Source organism: Mesorhizobium sp. B1-1-7 (assembly GCF_006442705.1).
GTDB classification, from domain to species: domain Bacteria; phylum Pseudomonadota; class Alphaproteobacteria; order Rhizobiales; family Rhizobiaceae; genus Mesorhizobium; species Mesorhizobium opportunistum.
On record NZ_VFWQ01000017.1, the window covers coordinates 1 to 14,567 of the forward strand.

Annotated in this window: 15 protein-coding genes and 1 pseudogene; 10 read left to right on the forward strand and 6 right to left on the reverse strand. The window is 65.1% G+C overall.

Going from position 1 to position 14,567, the window contains the following annotated elements:
* From FJ978_RS25585 to FJ978_RS25600, 4 genes and pseudogenes are all read left to right on the forward strand, one after another.
* Positions 1-102: pseudogene (locus tag FJ978_RS25585) on the forward strand (IS5/IS1182 family transposase); the annotation flags it as partial.
* Between the two features lie 252 nt (positions 103-354).
* Entirely contained in the window at positions 355-660 is a 306-nt protein-coding gene (locus FJ978_RS25590; RefSeq protein WP_023767165.1) for a hypothetical protein, read from the forward strand.
* Positions 661-896: 236 nt separating this feature from the next.
* Positions 897-2,843 carry an acyltransferase family protein gene (locus FJ978_RS25595; RefSeq protein ID WP_140574896.1) on the forward strand — a complete coding sequence of 649 codons (1,947 nt, stop codon included), beginning with the start codon at positions 897-899 and terminating at the stop codon, positions 2,841-2,843.
* 338 nt (positions 2,844-3,181) lie between these two features.
* Positions 3,182-3,511 (forward strand): hypothetical protein, encoded by a 330-nt coding sequence (locus FJ978_RS25600; protein ID WP_013894296.1) that lies wholly within the window; start codon positions 3,182-3,184, stop codon positions 3,509-3,511.
* Between the two features lie 65 nt (positions 3,512-3,576).
* Here the strand turns inward: FJ978_RS25600 and FJ978_RS25605 are convergent, their stop codons facing one another.
* A complete protein-coding gene (locus FJ978_RS25605; protein WP_140574899.1) occupies positions 3,577-4,170 on the reverse strand; it encodes a DUF6456 domain-containing protein in 594 nt (197 codons plus the stop codon).
* Positions 4,171-4,436: 266 nt separating this feature from the next.
* Between FJ978_RS25605 and FJ978_RS25610 the strand changes: the two genes are divergently transcribed.
* Entirely contained in the window at positions 4,437-4,718 is a 282-nt protein-coding gene (locus tag FJ978_RS25610; RefSeq protein ID WP_023767160.1) for a DUF982 domain-containing protein, read from the forward strand.
* Positions 4,719-4,763: 45 nt separating this feature from the next.
* Complete coding sequence (locus FJ978_RS25615) at positions 4,764-5,132, forward strand: DUF982 domain-containing protein (RefSeq protein ID WP_023767159.1); 369 nt, start codon at positions 4,764-4,766, stop codon at positions 5,130-5,132.
* A gap of 98 nt (positions 5,133-5,230) precedes the next feature.
* Here FJ978_RS25615 and FJ978_RS25620 read toward each other — a convergent pair whose 3' ends face one another.
* Positions 5,231-5,911, reverse strand: coding sequence for a GcrA family cell cycle regulator (locus FJ978_RS25620; RefSeq protein WP_140574901.1), 681 nt, complete (start codon positions 5,909-5,911; stop codon positions 5,231-5,233).
* Positions 5,912-6,497: 586 nt separating this feature from the next.
* On the opposite strand from FJ978_RS25620, the gene FJ978_RS25630 reads away from it, so the two are divergent.
* Entirely contained in the window at positions 6,498-7,202 is a 705-nt protein-coding gene (locus tag FJ978_RS25630; protein ID WP_013894290.1) for a helix-turn-helix transcriptional regulator, read from the forward strand.
* 244 nt (positions 7,203-7,446) lie between these two features.
* Here the strand turns inward: FJ978_RS25630 and FJ978_RS25635 are convergent, their stop codons facing one another.
* On the reverse strand, positions 7,447-7,749 hold the full coding sequence (locus FJ978_RS25635) for a hypothetical protein (RefSeq protein ID WP_140574904.1): 303 nt from the start codon (positions 7,747-7,749) through the stop codon (positions 7,447-7,449).
* Between the two features lie 180 nt (positions 7,750-7,929).
* On the opposite strand from FJ978_RS25635, the gene FJ978_RS25640 reads away from it, so the two are divergent.
* The 3 genes from FJ978_RS25640 (at position 7,930) to FJ978_RS25655 (ending at position 10,199) form a co-directional block, all read left to right on the forward strand.
* Positions 7,930-8,292: a hypothetical protein gene (locus FJ978_RS25640; RefSeq protein ID WP_140575184.1), complete on the forward strand. Its 363-nt coding sequence runs from the start codon at positions 7,930-7,932 to the stop codon at positions 8,290-8,292.
* A gap of 99 nt (positions 8,293-8,391) precedes the next feature.
* The gene (locus FJ978_RS33305; RefSeq protein ID WP_246678203.1) at positions 8,392-9,573 is read left to right on the forward strand and encodes a hypothetical protein; all 1,182 of its coding nucleotides are present in this window, start codon (positions 8,392-8,394) and stop codon (positions 9,571-9,573) included.
* Positions 9,570-10,199 carry a hypothetical protein gene (locus tag FJ978_RS25655; protein ID WP_246678204.1) on the forward strand — a complete coding sequence of 210 codons (630 nt, stop codon included), beginning with the start codon at positions 9,570-9,572 and terminating at the stop codon, positions 10,197-10,199. The genes FJ978_RS33305 and FJ978_RS25655 overlap by 4 nt, the downstream gene beginning before the upstream one ends.
* A gap of 154 nt (positions 10,200-10,353) precedes the next feature.
* On the opposite strand, the gene FJ978_RS25660 is transcribed toward FJ978_RS25655, so the two are convergent.
* The 3 genes from FJ978_RS25660 to FJ978_RS25670 form a co-directional block, all read right to left on the reverse strand.
* Positions 10,354-11,652: a hypothetical protein gene (locus FJ978_RS25660; protein WP_140574907.1), complete on the reverse strand. Its 1,299-nt coding sequence runs from the start codon at positions 11,650-11,652 to the stop codon at positions 10,354-10,356.
* Between the two features lie 147 nt (positions 11,653-11,799).
* Positions 11,800-12,813: an ABC transporter permease gene (locus tag FJ978_RS25665; RefSeq protein ID WP_013894283.1), complete on the reverse strand. Its 1,014-nt coding sequence runs from the start codon at positions 12,811-12,813 to the stop codon at positions 11,800-11,802.
* Positions 12,810-14,405 (reverse strand): sugar ABC transporter ATP-binding protein, encoded by a 1,596-nt coding sequence (locus tag FJ978_RS25670; RefSeq protein ID WP_140574910.1) that lies wholly within the window; start codon positions 14,403-14,405, stop codon positions 12,810-12,812. Before FJ978_RS25670 ends, FJ978_RS25665 begins: the two co-directional genes overlap by 4 nt.
* Positions 14,406-14,567 lie beyond the last annotated feature (162 nt).

Consider the following 14,567-nt stretch of genomic DNA (forward strand, 5'->3'; position numbering starts at 1 on the left):
AACAAGGCCAAGCAGTTTCGCCGCATAGCCACACGCTATGACAAGCTCGCTGAGAACTACCTCGCAGCCCTTAAGCTCGTTGCCATCCGCATCTGGCTACGCAGTAATGAGTCTACGACCTGGACTTGGACCGGTGGCTGCCTTTCGTCAGACGGAAACATCCCCCGCGATGGTGCCACGGCAGGCCACTTGCAGGCGAACGAAGAAACCGGCGAAAAGTTTCCAAGATGCAAAACAATATTTGATAAAACCCGCCGCCTACGGCGCGTCTATCCGGAACTTTCCCTATCCCGACCCCGTTCCGGGCCTGACCGTTGCTTATACGGTCATAAGGCAACAGGGAAGGATCCTACCATGAACATCAAGATGATCTGTTTTGGCGCGATGACGCTTTCTATGGTCGCTGGCTCGGCTCTTGCCGCAGGCAATACCGGCACGTCCGCTCTCGACGACCCGGCCAAGATGCAGCCCTTCTACACCGACTCCAGCATGAAGACGCTGCGCAGCAACGACGACTTCGTCAAAGCCTGGAAGGCCCTGACGCCGGAAGACCAGACCGCTATGATGACGGCCTGCGCCGACGAGGCCAAGAACGCCAACCCCACCAACACCCATCCTGAATTCTGCAGCAGCGTGAAGCAGAACGGCGGCAGCAAGTAACCCGCCGTTCGCCTTAACAGGCAAACAGCCCCGTTCGCGGGGCTGTTTTTGTGACTGTCGGGCATTGGTGCTCGTCCGCCGCCGTACGCCATTGCCGCTCCGCTGCCCTGTGGCGCCCGCCTCCTTTTTCTGGCCATGTTGCATTGCGATAATTTTGTTGCATTGCGATATCGACCGTCCCGGCCGACATTGCATCGAGCTGGGCTGGCGGGCTGGGCTTGCACGAAGGAGGCCTCGTGTCGGCATCGTTCCGGCCGGACATACAAGGGTTGCGCGCGCTCGCCGTCGGCGGCGTCGTTGCCTATCATTTCGGGCTTACGGCGCTGCCCGGCGGCTTCGCCGGCGTCGACATCTTCTTCGTCATTTCCGGCTGGCTGATCACCACGCATCTGATGCAGGAGATCACGGAGACCGGCCGGCTCGATCTCTGGCGCTTCTATGCCCGCCGCGCCCGGCGCCTTCTGCCCGCCGCCCTGTTCGTCATCCTGGTCACGCTGGCTGTCGGCTACTTCATCCTGGCGCCGCAGGAACAGGCGCTCTATTCGCGCGGCGCCATGTATGCCAGCGCCTACGCGATCAATCTGTGGCTGCTGCGCTGGTCATTCGACTATTTCGCCGCCGATGCCTTGAGCAACCCCTTCATCCACTTCTGGTCGCTGTCGGTGGAGGAACAATTCTACCTCGTCTGGCCGACGCTGCTTCTGCTCGCCGCCTGGCTGCGCCCTGGCCGGCGAACCGCCGTGGCGGTGATCGGCGTGGCCGGCCTCGCCTCTTTCGCCGCTTGCTTGTGGCTGACCAGCCTCTCGCCGGCCTGGGCCTTCTATTTCTCGCCGCTGCGCGCCTGGGAGTTCGCCGCGGGCGGCCTGGCAACGCTGGCGCCGACGGCCTCGTGCCGGCCGCAACTGCGGGCCGCGCAGGGCTGGCTCGGCCTGGCGCTGATCGCGGCGGCCTACCTTTGCTTGAGCGAAGACCTGCCCTTCCCCGGCTGGTACGCTCTGTTGCCGGTTGCCGGCACGGTGCTGGTGCTGCTGAGCGGCGCTGGCGAGCGGGAACTGACAGGCTGGCGGGCGCCCGCCGCCGCACTGTCGCTGCCGCCGCTGCAATGGGTCGGCGCGCTCTCCTATTCGCTCTATCTCTGGCACTGGCCGGTGATCGTCTATGCGCAAATGCTGGTGCCGGATCTCAATGCGTCGCAGCGCCTCGGTTGCGGCGCGCTGGCGCTGGCGCTGTCGGTGTTCAGCTATCACCTGATCGAGAACCCGGGACGGCGTTTCGGCTGGCTGACGGCCGGCGCCCGGGCGTTGGCACCCGCGCTGGCGCTGACGGGTGCCGGCGTGGCGGTGGCCTATGCCAACGCGCATCTGGCCACCCGCAACATCGACCCCGCGCAGCGCGGCATCAAGCAGGCGGCCGAGCAGCCCTCAACCGCGCGCGCCCTCGACAAGAGCTGCCTGCTCGATTTCAACACGGTGAAGCCGAAACCCTGTGCGTTCGGCCCAGCCGACGCAGCCCACACCATCGTGCTGTTCGGCGATTCGCATGCCGACCACTGGTCGACGCCGCTGGTCGAGGCGGCCAAACGCAACAACACCAAAGTGGTCACCTACCTCAAATCCTCGTGCCGGGCCTCGCGGCTTTCGACCTTCAACGCGGTGCTGAAGCGCTACTACACCGAATGCGACGCCTGGCGCGAACAGGCGATTGGAGAAATCATCCGCCGCAAGCCGCGCCTGGTGGTGATCTCGGAATTCTCTTTCGGCAATCTGACCCGCGACATGCCCGACGCCACCCGCGAAGCCGAGACCGCGCGCTGGCAGGCCGGCCTGCGCTCCACCTTGCAGGCCTTCAGCCAGGCCGGCGTCGAGACCGCCGTCATCCGCGACACGCCGATCAGCGACAGCTTCGCCGACTCCTGCGTGGCCCGCGCCCTGTGGTGGCGCGAGGCACCCTCGCGCTGCGACACGCCAAGGGCCGAGGCCGCCAATGACGGGGTGGCGGCGGCCGAGCGCGCCGTGGTGAAAAGCGTGCCCGGCACGCTTTACGTCGACCTGACCGACCGCTTCTGCGGCGCCACCGAATGCCACGTCTTCATCAACGGCAAACTCGCCTTCCGCGACCGGCACCATCTGGCGACAGCCTTTGCAAAAACGCTGGAAGGACCACTGGAGAAGGCGCTGTTTTAGGGAAGTGGAAGAGCGCTCTTTCCTTCTCCCTGTGGTCGAGCGTTACGCGCATGGGAATATGGAGGCAGCCAAACCTTGGGGGGCATGTTGGCCTCTTGATCTACATCATAACCTTCGCAGTCGGCCTCGTCGTGCTGCGTCGATCTCGGCTGCCAAAGCCAACCGAAATCGACGCGGATTGGGCTCGGTAGCCAAGACACGTTTCTGAGCCGCCCCCCTCACCGCCCCATTGCATCGGTCGCTCCGGTGAACGCCTGGTTCGTCACAGCTGGCGAATTTTCGGAACGAGGCTGCATCTCGGGAGTTTATATTAGGCCAACCTTGAAAAGGAGGTAGCCATGAAGAAGCTCCTACTCGTCTCGGTTATCGCCATTGCTTCGGCGGCGGCGATGATCGCCCCGGCGGATGCGCGCAGTCACGTTTTTATCGGCATCGGCGGCGGCTATAACGATTATTACGGCAACGATTATTACGATGGCTATGGCGGTTATGGCAGTCGCTACGTCTATAGCCCCTACGACGACGACTACGACAACGGCTACAGGCCGGGTTATTTTTATCGGCACCACCGGGGTTATTCCTACAGGCACCACCGTTGCCACATCGAAGTGGTCAGACACTGGCGCCACCACCACAGGATCGTTGAGGAAATCCGCGTCTGCGGCTGACCTGACCTTCTGAAACTGACCCGGCCGGCATCTGCCGGTCGGGTTTTTGCGCCGTTATCCCACGCTCACCGCCCCATCATCATCCCGTAGTGCACCGCCAGCAGATCCAGCCCCACCTTCAAGAGCTTGGTCACAACGTCCCGGCCCTCGTCGGTCTGTTCGGCCAGGCTCTTGATCGACCCGCCGGCACAGCAGACCTTTTGCACCACGGCGGCGACCTCCCAGTGGCCGAGCGCCCTTGTGGCGGCGGCGTTGGCGCGGCCGGCGTCCAGCACGCTGTCGGCAATGCCGCCGCCCTGGCGACCGCCGTCGACGCGTTCGGTCCAGCGCATGGGCTTGACGCTCGCCTGCTGGCTGCACTGGAAATCCTCGCGGTAGCGCTGGCCGGCCTCACGCTGCTGGCGCGACAGCGAGGTGATGCCCGTGAGCGGATCGACATTGCGCACCCGTACGATGCCGCCGGTGGAGGTGAAACCGTCATTCGACACTTCGTAGACGCGCCGTGCCTCCTGCGTTCCGGCGTTGAGCCGCTTGCGGCCGAAGGCGTCATCCCTTAGCGCGAAATCGTGGCCGACCTCGCGGCGGATGCGCACCTGCTCGGCCTCGCCCTTCGGCAGTTTCGGCGCCTGCGGTTTGGCGGCTTTGGCTTTTTTGGGCATTGGTTGGCTCCTTGGGTTCTTGGGGTGGTTGGAGAGGCTGGCGGGATGATCATCCCGTCGGCTTCGCGAGCGCTTGCGCCCCACGCCTCGCCACCGGTTCGTGCGGTGGAGAAGGACATCATGTCGCCGACGAAATCGGAGACGGGGAGCGGCATAAACGGCCGTTCGCTCATGCCCGCCTCCGCGCCGCGCTCATGGTCACGGTTGATGGAACCAGCCTCCAGCCCGCACGTTGTTTCGCGTCGATTCCAAGGAGAGAATTGCCGATGACGGCCTTCATGCCCGTGACGCTGCGCTTCTGCGACAACAAGACCATGTTGGTCGGCTCGGTGGCCGATGCCGCGACGGCGCTTCGGCAGCAATGGCCCGACAAAACCTCGCCCGGCTATCTCGACGCCGCACGGCTGGTGCGGCTGGCGGTCGAGGGCAGTTGCTGCCCGCGCACCGCCTTCGAAGCATTCATCCGCGCCGCCGGGCAGCAGGGCATATTGGTGGCCAGGCGGAGAAGCCGTGCGCATGACTGGCTGGACGCCGCCGCCCGCCCGTGAGGCAGGTCCGACCGCCATGCAACCGCCTGCTGGTCTCGCGCGTTTATGAGCGTCGGCTTGAAAGCCGCGCGCACTGCAAGACCGAAGGTGAACGCCGTGGGTACGATGAAAACCGGAGTGCCGCTTAAAGTCTGCCTGGACGGCCATGTCGAGGAGATCGACAACGTGGCCGACGCCGCCGATTTCCTGCAACGCTGGCCGATCGAGCGGCGCGGCCACGTCTACCGCAGCGCGCTCAACGCCTGCAGCGCGGCCATTGCCGCGCAGATATCGGAATCCGATGCGATAAAAGTGTTCACAGGCTTTGCCCGTGTCGCCGGCATTTTGGTTGGAGACAGCGGTCCGGCGATGACGCTCGAGGCCCGGACAGCGCAAAGCCGCCTGCCCAAACAGGGACGGCAGATGCCGAAATAGGGCGGCGAGAGTTCGTTCGTGCCGGGCTTGTTTCATTTGAAATCCTCAAATCCGCCGGCTGGCGGACACCTGCACGATTTGCGTTCGCGTCCCTTCGGTTATCCGGGCGTTACCCCGCAAACCCGCCGCTGGAATCGCGCCTGGTGATAGCTGCAATAGCTTTTCAGCGCCTTGATGCGCATGCCGCAGCACAGCATGTCGGCGCCCGGCCGCCCGCCTGGTGCATCCTTCTCGGGGTCTTCCTCCAGCGCCATGTCCAGCGGTGCGCGGCAGCGGGAAAACAGGCAGTCGATGAACCGCATCGCCACGCCATGCGGCTGACGGCCGATGGGTACGCGCTGCGGCGCCGGCACCTCCAGGCGATAGGCCTCGCCATCGGCGATCAGCACACCCACCTCGCGCACCAACCGACGCGTAGGCAGCCAGGCCGGCGAAGGATCAGGCCTGGTCTGGATTTTGCGAGCGGCGCCGCCCCCGGCCATTTGTGCGTCGGGCAATTTTTCCACGGCAACCTTGCCGGTTGCCCTACTCTTTTCCCGCGTTCGGCCTTGTCGCCTGCTCTTCACCGCAACCCGCTTGACGCTGGCCGGCGGTCCCCCGCGGTTGGCAAAGCCGACCGCACCCAGCATGGCGTTGCGGTGGACGATGCCGATGATGGCATTGCGCGAAACCGGGCTGCCGCGCAGCGCACTGAACGCGGCGGCGATCCTCGAGGCCGAAAGCCCCTCCTTCAGCCAGCGGGCGATCTCCTGCAGTTCGGCGTCTGTATAGCTTGCCATGTCCAGGCTCCATCCAAAGATCCGCCTTCGGCCACGCTTGAAAGCGCGCCGTCGGCCAGGCGTCAGGGTTGGGCCCGGTCTGGGCCGCGGTCAGGGTGTTCGATGCGAACGCCGGCTTCTCGCCGGCGATCAGCCGAAGCGGATCGATTGCCCGGCGAGGCGCGCAAGCCGCGCCTCGGCCGTCTTTCTATCGGAGGCGGACACCGCCCTGCCCGTTGCGGGCTCCAGCAGGATGACGGTGCCGTCCTGCGTGCGGATGCAGGATCGCCCGGGACACATGCGTCGAATTGGGGGCCGGAGCCGAGGGGAGCGGCGACTCCGGCCGTTCCGGTCGCCGCTGACGGGCGGACCGGACCCGAGGCTGGTGCAATCAAGCACGGGGCCTCGGGCTTCACTCCGGCCGGGGAGGAGGACGGCCGGAGCGGAAGGGAATGGCTGGCGACTTCAGCCGTCGGAAGCGCCTCGCAAGAGGCCGGCGCTACCGCGCCATCGAAGCTGGACAGGTTTTGCATGGCCAGATATAAGCATAACTCAAAAACATATGCAAGCCATTCTTTCATAGACGAGAGCAGCTTTCATCGCTCACATGGGTGCCATGGCAAAAACGGAACTGTCGATCAAGGTCGGGGCGGCGATCCGCCAGGCGCGCAAGCAACGCGGCCTGGTCATGCGCCACATCGCCGAGCACAACGACACCGATGTCGCCGCCGTCGGCAATTGGGAAACCGGCCGCAATCTGCCCAAGACCGAGAACCTGTTGAAGACCGCCGCCTTCCTGCGCGTCGACCCAGTCGCGCTCGGCCAAGGGCAGGTCGTCTTCCTCGACGATGCCGGTCCGGTGGCCGACGCCGAGATCGTCACCGATGCCGGGCCCCTGCCCGCCGGACCGATGGACATCGAGCTTCTGGGCGCGGCCGTCGGAGGCGACGATGGCGACTTCACCTTCAACGGCGAGGTTGCCGGCTACGTCCAGCGCCCGCCCGGTATCGCGCATCTGCGAAAAGTGTTTGCACTACACGTGCTTTCGGATTCCATGGTGCCGCGCTACGAGCCCGGCGAAATGCTCTATTGCGGCGGCCGCGATGCCGTCCCCGGCGACCATGTGGTGATCGAGACCTTCCCGGAAGAGAACGAGCGCAACGGCAAGGCCTTCATCAAGAAGCTGGTCAAGCGCACGGCGGGCGAACTGGTGGTCGAACAGTACAATCCGCCGAAGACACTGACCTTCAACCGCTACGCCATCAAACACGTATGGCGGGTTATACCGCTCAAGGAATTGCTGGGGTATTAGAAGCGGGCGCCCTTCCTTCTCCCCTTGCGGGAGAAGGTGGATCGGCGCGCCAGCGCCGAGACGGATGAGGGGTGCGTCACGGAATGAGGCGCTGGAGATCTTGCGCTCTCACCCAACTAGACCATTCTTGAGATCCATAGCGACGAGACGTCGGCGTTCCCTGGAACACCCCTCATCCGTATTGGCGCTACGCGCCAATCCACCTTCTCCCACAAGGGGAGAAGGAAGAACCAGCGCCACTCCATCAAGCCCGCCTCGTCCCCTCCAGCGGCACCTCGCGGTCGCTCAGCATTTGCGCTTCGCTGCGGACGCGCTGGCGCTCGTCGATGAACGCGGCCTGGATCGACACCGCCGTACCCGGCAGCCCGTCGGCGCGGCAGGCGGAACACACGATGCGACCCGAAAGCGCGGCCAGCGGCGTGTTGCCATTCACCCCGAACCGCTTCAGCTGATCGGCCCGCCACCACCTGTTGCGGCCGCAATCGGCGCATTCGACGGAGATCGAAGCGACCTGCGCCATTACTGCTTCCCTGCCCGGCAACGCCATCGCCCCTCCTCGTCTTTTGTTCGTGATTTGTTCTTATATTCCTGCGTTTTGCATCGAGAGTCGAGTCGCACTTTCAAGACTTTCCCAAAAGTTTCCCTTCTCCGTATTTTTGAGTTATGCTTGCGCGTCCTCACAGATGTGAGTCGGCCGGCGAGCGCCGCGCCAGACACGGGAGCCACGATGGATGACGCCGATTTCGCCCGCGCCTGCGGCTACACCGGCGACAGTCCTGCCTTGCTCCAGGCCTTCGAGGCGATCCGCCGCAACGGCATCGCGCACGCCCGGCAGGATCATCTCAGGCGCAAGGCCGTTATCGACGACCTGAAACAGTCGCAGCTCTTGTTCCTGGCCGCGATAGGCCCGGCGCTGACGGCGCAAGAAGCTATCGAGGACACCGCCCATTTCATCGCCTGCTGGCGCAACATGCCGCGCTGGCGCCAGGAGCGTCGCCTGCCCGATCTGGTCCGGGCCAGGCAGCAGCGGCTCGTGGCGCGCTTCTTCCGCCGCTACGCACACCGTCTGTGGGCGCTCGAAGCAGCCTGAGGCAGGCACGCCTGGACCAGCCATTTGCGGGTTCCATCAGTCGTTTTTTCTTTCTACATTGCCTACGGGTGGCTGTTCGTTCGACGTGCATAGTTTGGAATGTTCAAGACTGCCCGCTCAAGACTTCAGACCTGGATAACGGCCGGCGCGGGAACCATTGCCGCCCTGTTCGTCGCCGGCCTGATGGGAGCCTTCGGCGCCCTGCCCGCCCACGCACCGCCGCAACTGCCACCGGACACCCCCATCGATGCCGGGCGCTGGCGCGTGCGGCCGGTGCACGCCTATGTCAGCCATGCCAAGGTTTATGGCGTGCCCTTGAAGCCCGGCCAGAAGGCGCTGGTGCTGGAAGCCGACATGACCAACCGCACCGCCCAATCCGACAAGGCCTATTTCGACGTCTTCAAGCCGGACGGGATCGACCTGCCCGGCGGTCAGCCGATGATCGCGCTAACCCGCGATGCGACGCTGACGCCGGAACTGCACCCCGGCATGACCGAGCGCATGGCCTATGTCTGGCCGCTGGCCGGCGATGCGGCCGTCCCACCAACGCTCGCCTTCGGCATTACCGCCGAGATTCAAGCCGCGCGACAATCTCTACGGCACGCCCGGCTGGTACAATCCCTAGCGTCTCGGCACCGTCACCTTGCCGGTCGCCGATGTGCCGGCGACCGAGACGCCGGGGAGCGGATCATGAGAATCCGCGTCCTCGGCAATCTCGTGATTCTCGCCGCCACAGTCGCGCTGAGCTATGGCATGCAGGTCTCCAAGCCGCATTATGCCGACCTCACCGCGCCGATCCCGGTCGATGGCGCCATGCACGACACGGTGCGGGCACGCAGCTTCGATGTCCGCCTGGACAAGATCGTCTTTGCCCGCAAGCTCAAGACCAACCAGTTCGGCCAGGAGAAGCTTTTGACGACCGGCGGCCTGTGGGCGGTGGTGACGACAAACCTCGCCGCCACCGGCTCCTCCACCGCGATCGCCGACGGCACCTGGCAAGGCCCGACCGGGCTGCGCTACCACCAGACGGAGCGGCTCGGCTATCGCCAGGACATGCCGCCGCATGGTGTCGATCCGGGCCTCGAAAAACGCGGCCTGTTCGTCTTCGAAGTGCCATCCGACCAGATCCGCGGCGCCAGGCTGCTGATCGCCTCGCGTCGGTTCGGTCCGCTCGACGCCCAGGCCCGTATCAGTCTCGACGCCGTACAGACCGGGGCAGACGGTCAGCCGGCCGACATCGTACCGGAATTTGATCTGGACGCGCAGCAAGGTGGAACATGACCGCCGTTTCCACCAATGAGGAGCCAGCCACCACCAATGCGCAGGCCGAGAAAAAATGGCGCCGGCTCAGCCTGGCGGCACTTGCCATCCTGCTGCCGCTGACGCTGGCAGAGACCAGCTACGACAGCGTGCGCGCATGGCTGCGCGGCGAGGATCTCGTCGCCAGGGATGTCGACTTCGGCCAATCTGTGCCGTTCGGCGGCAGCGACTGGCGGCTGGCCGACCTGCGCGGCGGCAAGGCCGGCCGCTTGCCCGACCATGCCTTCGCCGTCATCGCCACCTTCTCCGTAACCATCGGCGACACCGACCTGCAGAAGCAGTGGCTGGGCTGCAAGCTGATGCTGACCGACGCCGCAGGGGCGCCGCTGGCTGCCCGACTTCATCTCGGGCGTCAGCCTGCCGGACGGCGTCATGAACTGCACCTCGGCGATCTTCTCCGGCGCCAGGAAGGGCGACGTCATCACTATCGGCGACATCTTCATCGTGCCCGAGGATGCCATCAAGACCATCCGCCCCGCCGTCGGACTCGGCAGCGAGCGGCCGTGGTACCTGCGTTTTCAGCGACCGCCGAAGTAGCTACTTTCTCCCCGTCACTATACGGGGAGAAATGCCCGGCAGGGCAATGAGGGGCAGCCAACGCTTCGGTAAGCGGCTGATTTGCCAAATGTCGCTGTCAGCGCCGGCTTGCATATCCAAGCTCAATTCTTTCGCGTCGGCGCCGCCCCTCATCCGCCTGCCGGCACCTTCTCCCCGTATAGCGACGGGGAGAAGAACGCTCTTCTACGCCGCGTCAGCCTTTACCGTCCCCATCCCCTTCGACAGCGAAAACGCCGTCTCCAGCACGGCGGCGAGAAAGCAAATCCGCAGCGGCTCGATCAGCATGCCGGTGGAGGAATCCTGGAACGGACTGCCGAACAGCAGCGTCACGCCGCGCGAGAAGATCTGCCAGACTTCGAGCTCGTGCGGGCCGATCAGCCGCGTCGCGCCCAGCCACAGCCAGGCAGCACCCCAGTCGAGCAAGCGGTAACCGACAACCAGCGTGCACAGAAGCACCAGGCTCGAACTCACCGTCAGCCGCACGCCGTTGGCGATCGGCAGGTAGCGCGAGCGGTAGCCCTTGACGAAATGCTCGACGAAGTCGCGCAGGAATTTCGGCAGGCCGGCATAGCGCTGGCCGAACCGCTCCAGCCGGCCGTGCACGCGCATCAGAGCGGCGTCGTCGCGCACATCATAGCCATAGATCAGCGCCGCCATGACCAGCCAGATCAGCGGCAGCAGCATGTAGAAGAAAAGGTTCACCGCGACCGTCGACGGCGCGATCGAGGTGATCTCGACCGGCACCACGGGTGCCGCCGTCGCCATCGGCACCGGGCCCGTCAGCCCGTCGACCGACGCCTGCACGGCCGACCAGAAATTGCGGCTCAACAGCCATTGCAGCGCCGAGTCCTTCCAGCGGCTGATCACGTAAAGACCGACGAAGATCCAGTTGGTCTCGCAGATCACCACCACGATCTGCCAGAACGAAAGGGCCTTGGTCTTGCCCTGCATGAATTTGGCCAGCCGGCGGATCAGCCAGGACACCGCCACCGAGACCAGCAGCCAGCGCGAATCGAGCACATCGAGCACATTGGCGCTCTGGCCGAAATCGGCCTGGTCGAGCGTTTCGCGCGAATATTGCCGCACGATGTCGCCAAGGAACCCCCATGCGGCGTAGTAGGCGAAGAACGGCAACAACGCGATGGTGATCATGCGCACCAGCCGCGAGCCGCGCCGGTCCGCGGCATTGTTATGGCTGTCGGCGGTCGCGGCCTTGTCCGCGCTGCGCTGCGCGGCAAGCACATTGGGCAGGCCCGGCCGCAGCACGTGGAACATCGCCACCGTCACCACCAGCCGCGCCAGCGCCACCAGCGTCAGCATGGCGAGCCCGGCGAAATGATTGGCAAGCGCCACCTTCGCCGCCAGTTGCAGCAGGATATCGCCGGCCAGCACGCCTGCCAGCACCAGCGCGACGAGCTGCGGCCAAAACCGCCGCAGCAGCGTAAAACTCAAGCTGATCGGTCTGATGATGTCGGCAAACATGAGGCTCTCTCACGATGCCACCCGCCCCAATTCTTTCTAGCAAAGGACGGTTTTATTGCAAGGAATGCGAGGGAGCCTCCTGGCAAACTGCATGGCGAGACGCCCCCCTCTGACCTGCCGGACAGAGGCCCAGGCGCAAACCTCTCCTCACCGCCTCACCCGCGACTTAAGCCACCTATCGAACGCCACCGCCAGGATCAGGATCAGCCCGATCACGATGCTTTGCGTGTAGGACGACACGTTGTTGAACTGCAGCCCGTTCTGCAGCACCCCGATCAGCGCCGCGCCGACCACCGTGCCGCCGACCGAGCCAATGCCGCCGAACAGCGAAGTGCCGCCGATGACGACGGCCGAGATCACCGTCAGCTCGTAGCCGATGCCGGCAACCGCTTCCGAGGAGTTCAGCCTGGCCGACAGCACGAAGGCGGCAAGCCCGGCGAAGAAGCCGACGATGACATAGACCGAGACCAGGATGCGGTCGACGCGCAGGCCGGACAGCCGTGCCGCCTCGGCATTGCCGCCGACGGCATAGACGGCACGGCCATAGCGCGTGTAGCGCAGCACGATGTGGCACAGGATCGCGGCCGCCGCGAAGATCAGCGCCGGCACCGGCACCGGGCCGATCAGCCCGGTGCCGAACCAGCGCATCGAAGCGTCGAAGCCCGAGATCGGGCCGCCGTTGGAGATGGTCAGCGTCAGCCCGCGAAACACCGTCAGCCCGCCCAGCGTGACGACGAAGGGCGGCACTTTCAGCCTTGTGATGGCCAGGCCCTGCACGCCGCCGGCCGCCGCGCCCACCACGACGGCGGCGAGCAGGGCGGCAAACCACCCAAACCCTTGCGTGCCCGAGGTCGACAGCGACAGCGTGTTGGCGGTGCCGCCCTTGGCGACCACCGCGGCGACCATGCCGCAAAAGGCGAGCAGCGAGCCGACCGAGAGATCGATGCCGGCAGTGAGGATGACGAAGGTCATGCCGAGCGCGATCAGCCCGGTGATCGAGATCTGGCGCGTGATGTTGAACAGGTTGATCGGGTCGATGAAGCTCGGCTTCAGCACTGTGAAGACGACCACGAGTGCGGCCAGGAACAGCAGCGGCCCGAAGCTCATCAGCAGCCGCGCGAAGTTGATGCCGCCGCGCTCGTTCTGTTCCGTCACGCTCATCGTGCCCGCCCCTCGTCTCGCATCTGCCCCTCGTCCTGCCCTGAACCTTGCTTGTCGAGCGCCATCAGTTCCATCAGTTTTTCCTCGTTCGCCTCGACGCCCGGCATCTGCCCGGTGATGCGGCCCCGGCGCATGGTGACGATGCGGTCCGACACCGCCAGCACCTCGGGCAGTTCGGACGAGATCATCATCACCGCGATGCCGCGCGCTGCCAATTGCACCAGGATTTGGTGCACCTCGGCCTTGGCGCCGACATCGACGCCACGCGTCGGTTCGTCGACGATCAGCACTTTCGGGTCGCGTGCCAGCCAGCGCGCCAGGATCACCTTCTGCTGGTTGCCGCCCGACAGGCCTTCGATCGCCTGCTCGGCCGAAGCCATGCGGATCGACAGCATCTTGCGGAAACCGGACAGCGCATCGCGCTCGCGTCGCTCGGCCATGAACCCAAAACCGTTGCTGAAGCGGCCGAGCGAGGCGACGGAGAAATTCGGCAGGATGCCAAGTGCCGCAAAGATCGCCTGGTGCTTGCGGTCCTCCGGTACCAGGCCGATGCCGAGCGCGATGGCATCCGCCGGCGAGGCCGGCGCGATTTGTCGGCCGTCGAGCGTGATGGTTCCCGCAGCGATCCGGTCGGCGCCGAAAATGGCGCGCGCCAGCTCGGTGCGGCCGGAGCCGACGAGGCCGGCAACGCCAAGGATCTCGCCTGCCTTGAGGTCGATGTCGACATCGTCGAGCACGATGGCGTGCGGCGCCTCGGGGTCGCGCACGGTGCGCAAACCGCGCACCGACAGCACGACATCGCCGGCCACCGCGCGCTGCGCCGGCCGCGCATAAAGCTCGGAGGCCGCGCGGCCGACCATCTTCTCGATGATCCTTGGCAGTGCGATCGGCCCGCCCTGGCGGTCGAGATGTCCTGCCAGCCTGCCGTCGCGCAGCACGGTCATGCGGTCGCAAATAGCGGATGCTTCTTCCAGCCGGTGGGTGACGAACATGATGGCGACCTTGTCCTGTCGCAGCCGGTCCATGATCGACAACAGCCGCTGCACCTCGGTTTCGGTCAGCGCCGAGGTCGGCTCGTCCATGATGATCAGCCGGCTTTTCAGCGACAGCGCCCGCGCGATCTCGACCAGCTGCTGCTCGGCCACCGACAGCGCCGACACCGGCGTCATCGGGTCGATGGAGAGGCCGACGCGGGCGATGATATCGCGGGAATCCCGCTCCATGCGCTTCCAGCTCACCAGCCCGAACGGGCCGGTCGGCGCGCGGCCGATGAAAATGTTTTCCGCCACCGTCAGCGTCGGGATGAGGCTGAGTTCCTGGTAGATGGTGACAATGCCGAGCCGCTTGGCATCCTGCGGGCTCGACGGCTGGTAGTCGGCGCCATCGAAACTGATATGGCCGCTCGACGGCGGCATGACACCCGAGAGGATTTTGAGCAGCGTCGATTTGCCTGCGCCGTTCTCGCCAAGCAGGCCGAGGATTTCGCCGGGGCGGATGTCGAGCGAGACATCGCTAAGCGCGGTGACGCCGGAAAAATGCTTGGTGACGCCTTGGACGGCGAGCAGGACGGGTGGTGCGGCTTCAACTGGCAAGGATGGCTCTCTCGACAAAAGTTCCTCTCGACGTCAGCGCTTGAACACCCCCCTCTGTCCTGCCGGACATCTCCCCCGCAAGGGGGGAGATTGGCTGTCCATTCCGCTTTCGCCAATTTTCAACGCCGCAAGGAGAAAGCGGACATCGATACTGCCGATCTC

What these genes read in the sequence shown, in the direction of transcription:
- FJ978_RS25590 (WP_023767165.1), top strand. Translation starts at nt 355, where the DNA reads ATGAACATCAAGATGATCTGTTTTGGCGCGATGACGCTTTCTATGGTC.
- FJ978_RS25600 (WP_013894296.1), top strand. Translation starts at nt 3,182, where the DNA reads ATGAAGAAGCTCCTACTCGTCTCGGTTATCGCCATTGCTTCGGCGGCG.
- FJ978_RS25605 (WP_140574899.1), bottom strand. Translation starts at nt 4,170, where the DNA reads ATGCCCAAAAAAGCCAAAGCCGCCAAACCGCAGGCGCCGAAACTGCCG.
- FJ978_RS25610 (WP_023767160.1), top strand. Translation starts at nt 4,437, where the DNA reads ATGACGGCCTTCATGCCCGTGACGCTGCGCTTCTGCGACAACAAGACC.
- FJ978_RS25615 (WP_023767159.1), top strand. Translation starts at nt 4,764, where the DNA reads ATGAGCGTCGGCTTGAAAGCCGCGCGCACTGCAAGACCGAAGGTGAAC.
- FJ978_RS25620 (WP_140574901.1), bottom strand. Translation starts at nt 5,911, where the DNA reads ATGGCAAGCTATACAGACGCCGAACTGCAGGAGATCGCCCGCTGGCTG.
- FJ978_RS25630 (WP_013894290.1), top strand. Translation starts at nt 6,498, where the DNA reads ATGGGTGCCATGGCAAAAACGGAACTGTCGATCAAGGTCGGGGCGGCG.
- FJ978_RS25635 (WP_140574904.1), bottom strand. Translation starts at nt 7,749, where the DNA reads ATGGCGTTGCCGGGCAGGGAAGCAGTAATGGCGCAGGTCGCTTCGATC.
- FJ978_RS25640 (WP_140575184.1), top strand. Translation starts at nt 7,930, where the DNA reads ATGGATGACGCCGATTTCGCCCGCGCCTGCGGCTACACCGGCGACAGT.
- FJ978_RS33305 (WP_246678203.1), top strand. Translation starts at nt 8,392, where the DNA reads ATGTTCAAGACTGCCCGCTCAAGACTTCAGACCTGGATAACGGCCGGC.
- FJ978_RS25655 (WP_246678204.1), top strand. Translation starts at nt 9,570, where the DNA reads ATGACCGCCGTTTCCACCAATGAGGAGCCAGCCACCACCAATGCGCAG.
- FJ978_RS25660 (WP_140574907.1), bottom strand. Translation starts at nt 11,652, where the DNA reads ATGTTTGCCGACATCATCAGACCGATCAGCTTGAGTTTTACGCTGCTG.
- FJ978_RS25665 (WP_013894283.1), bottom strand. Translation starts at nt 12,813, where the DNA reads ATGAGCGTGACGGAACAGAACGAGCGCGGCGGCATCAACTTCGCGCGG.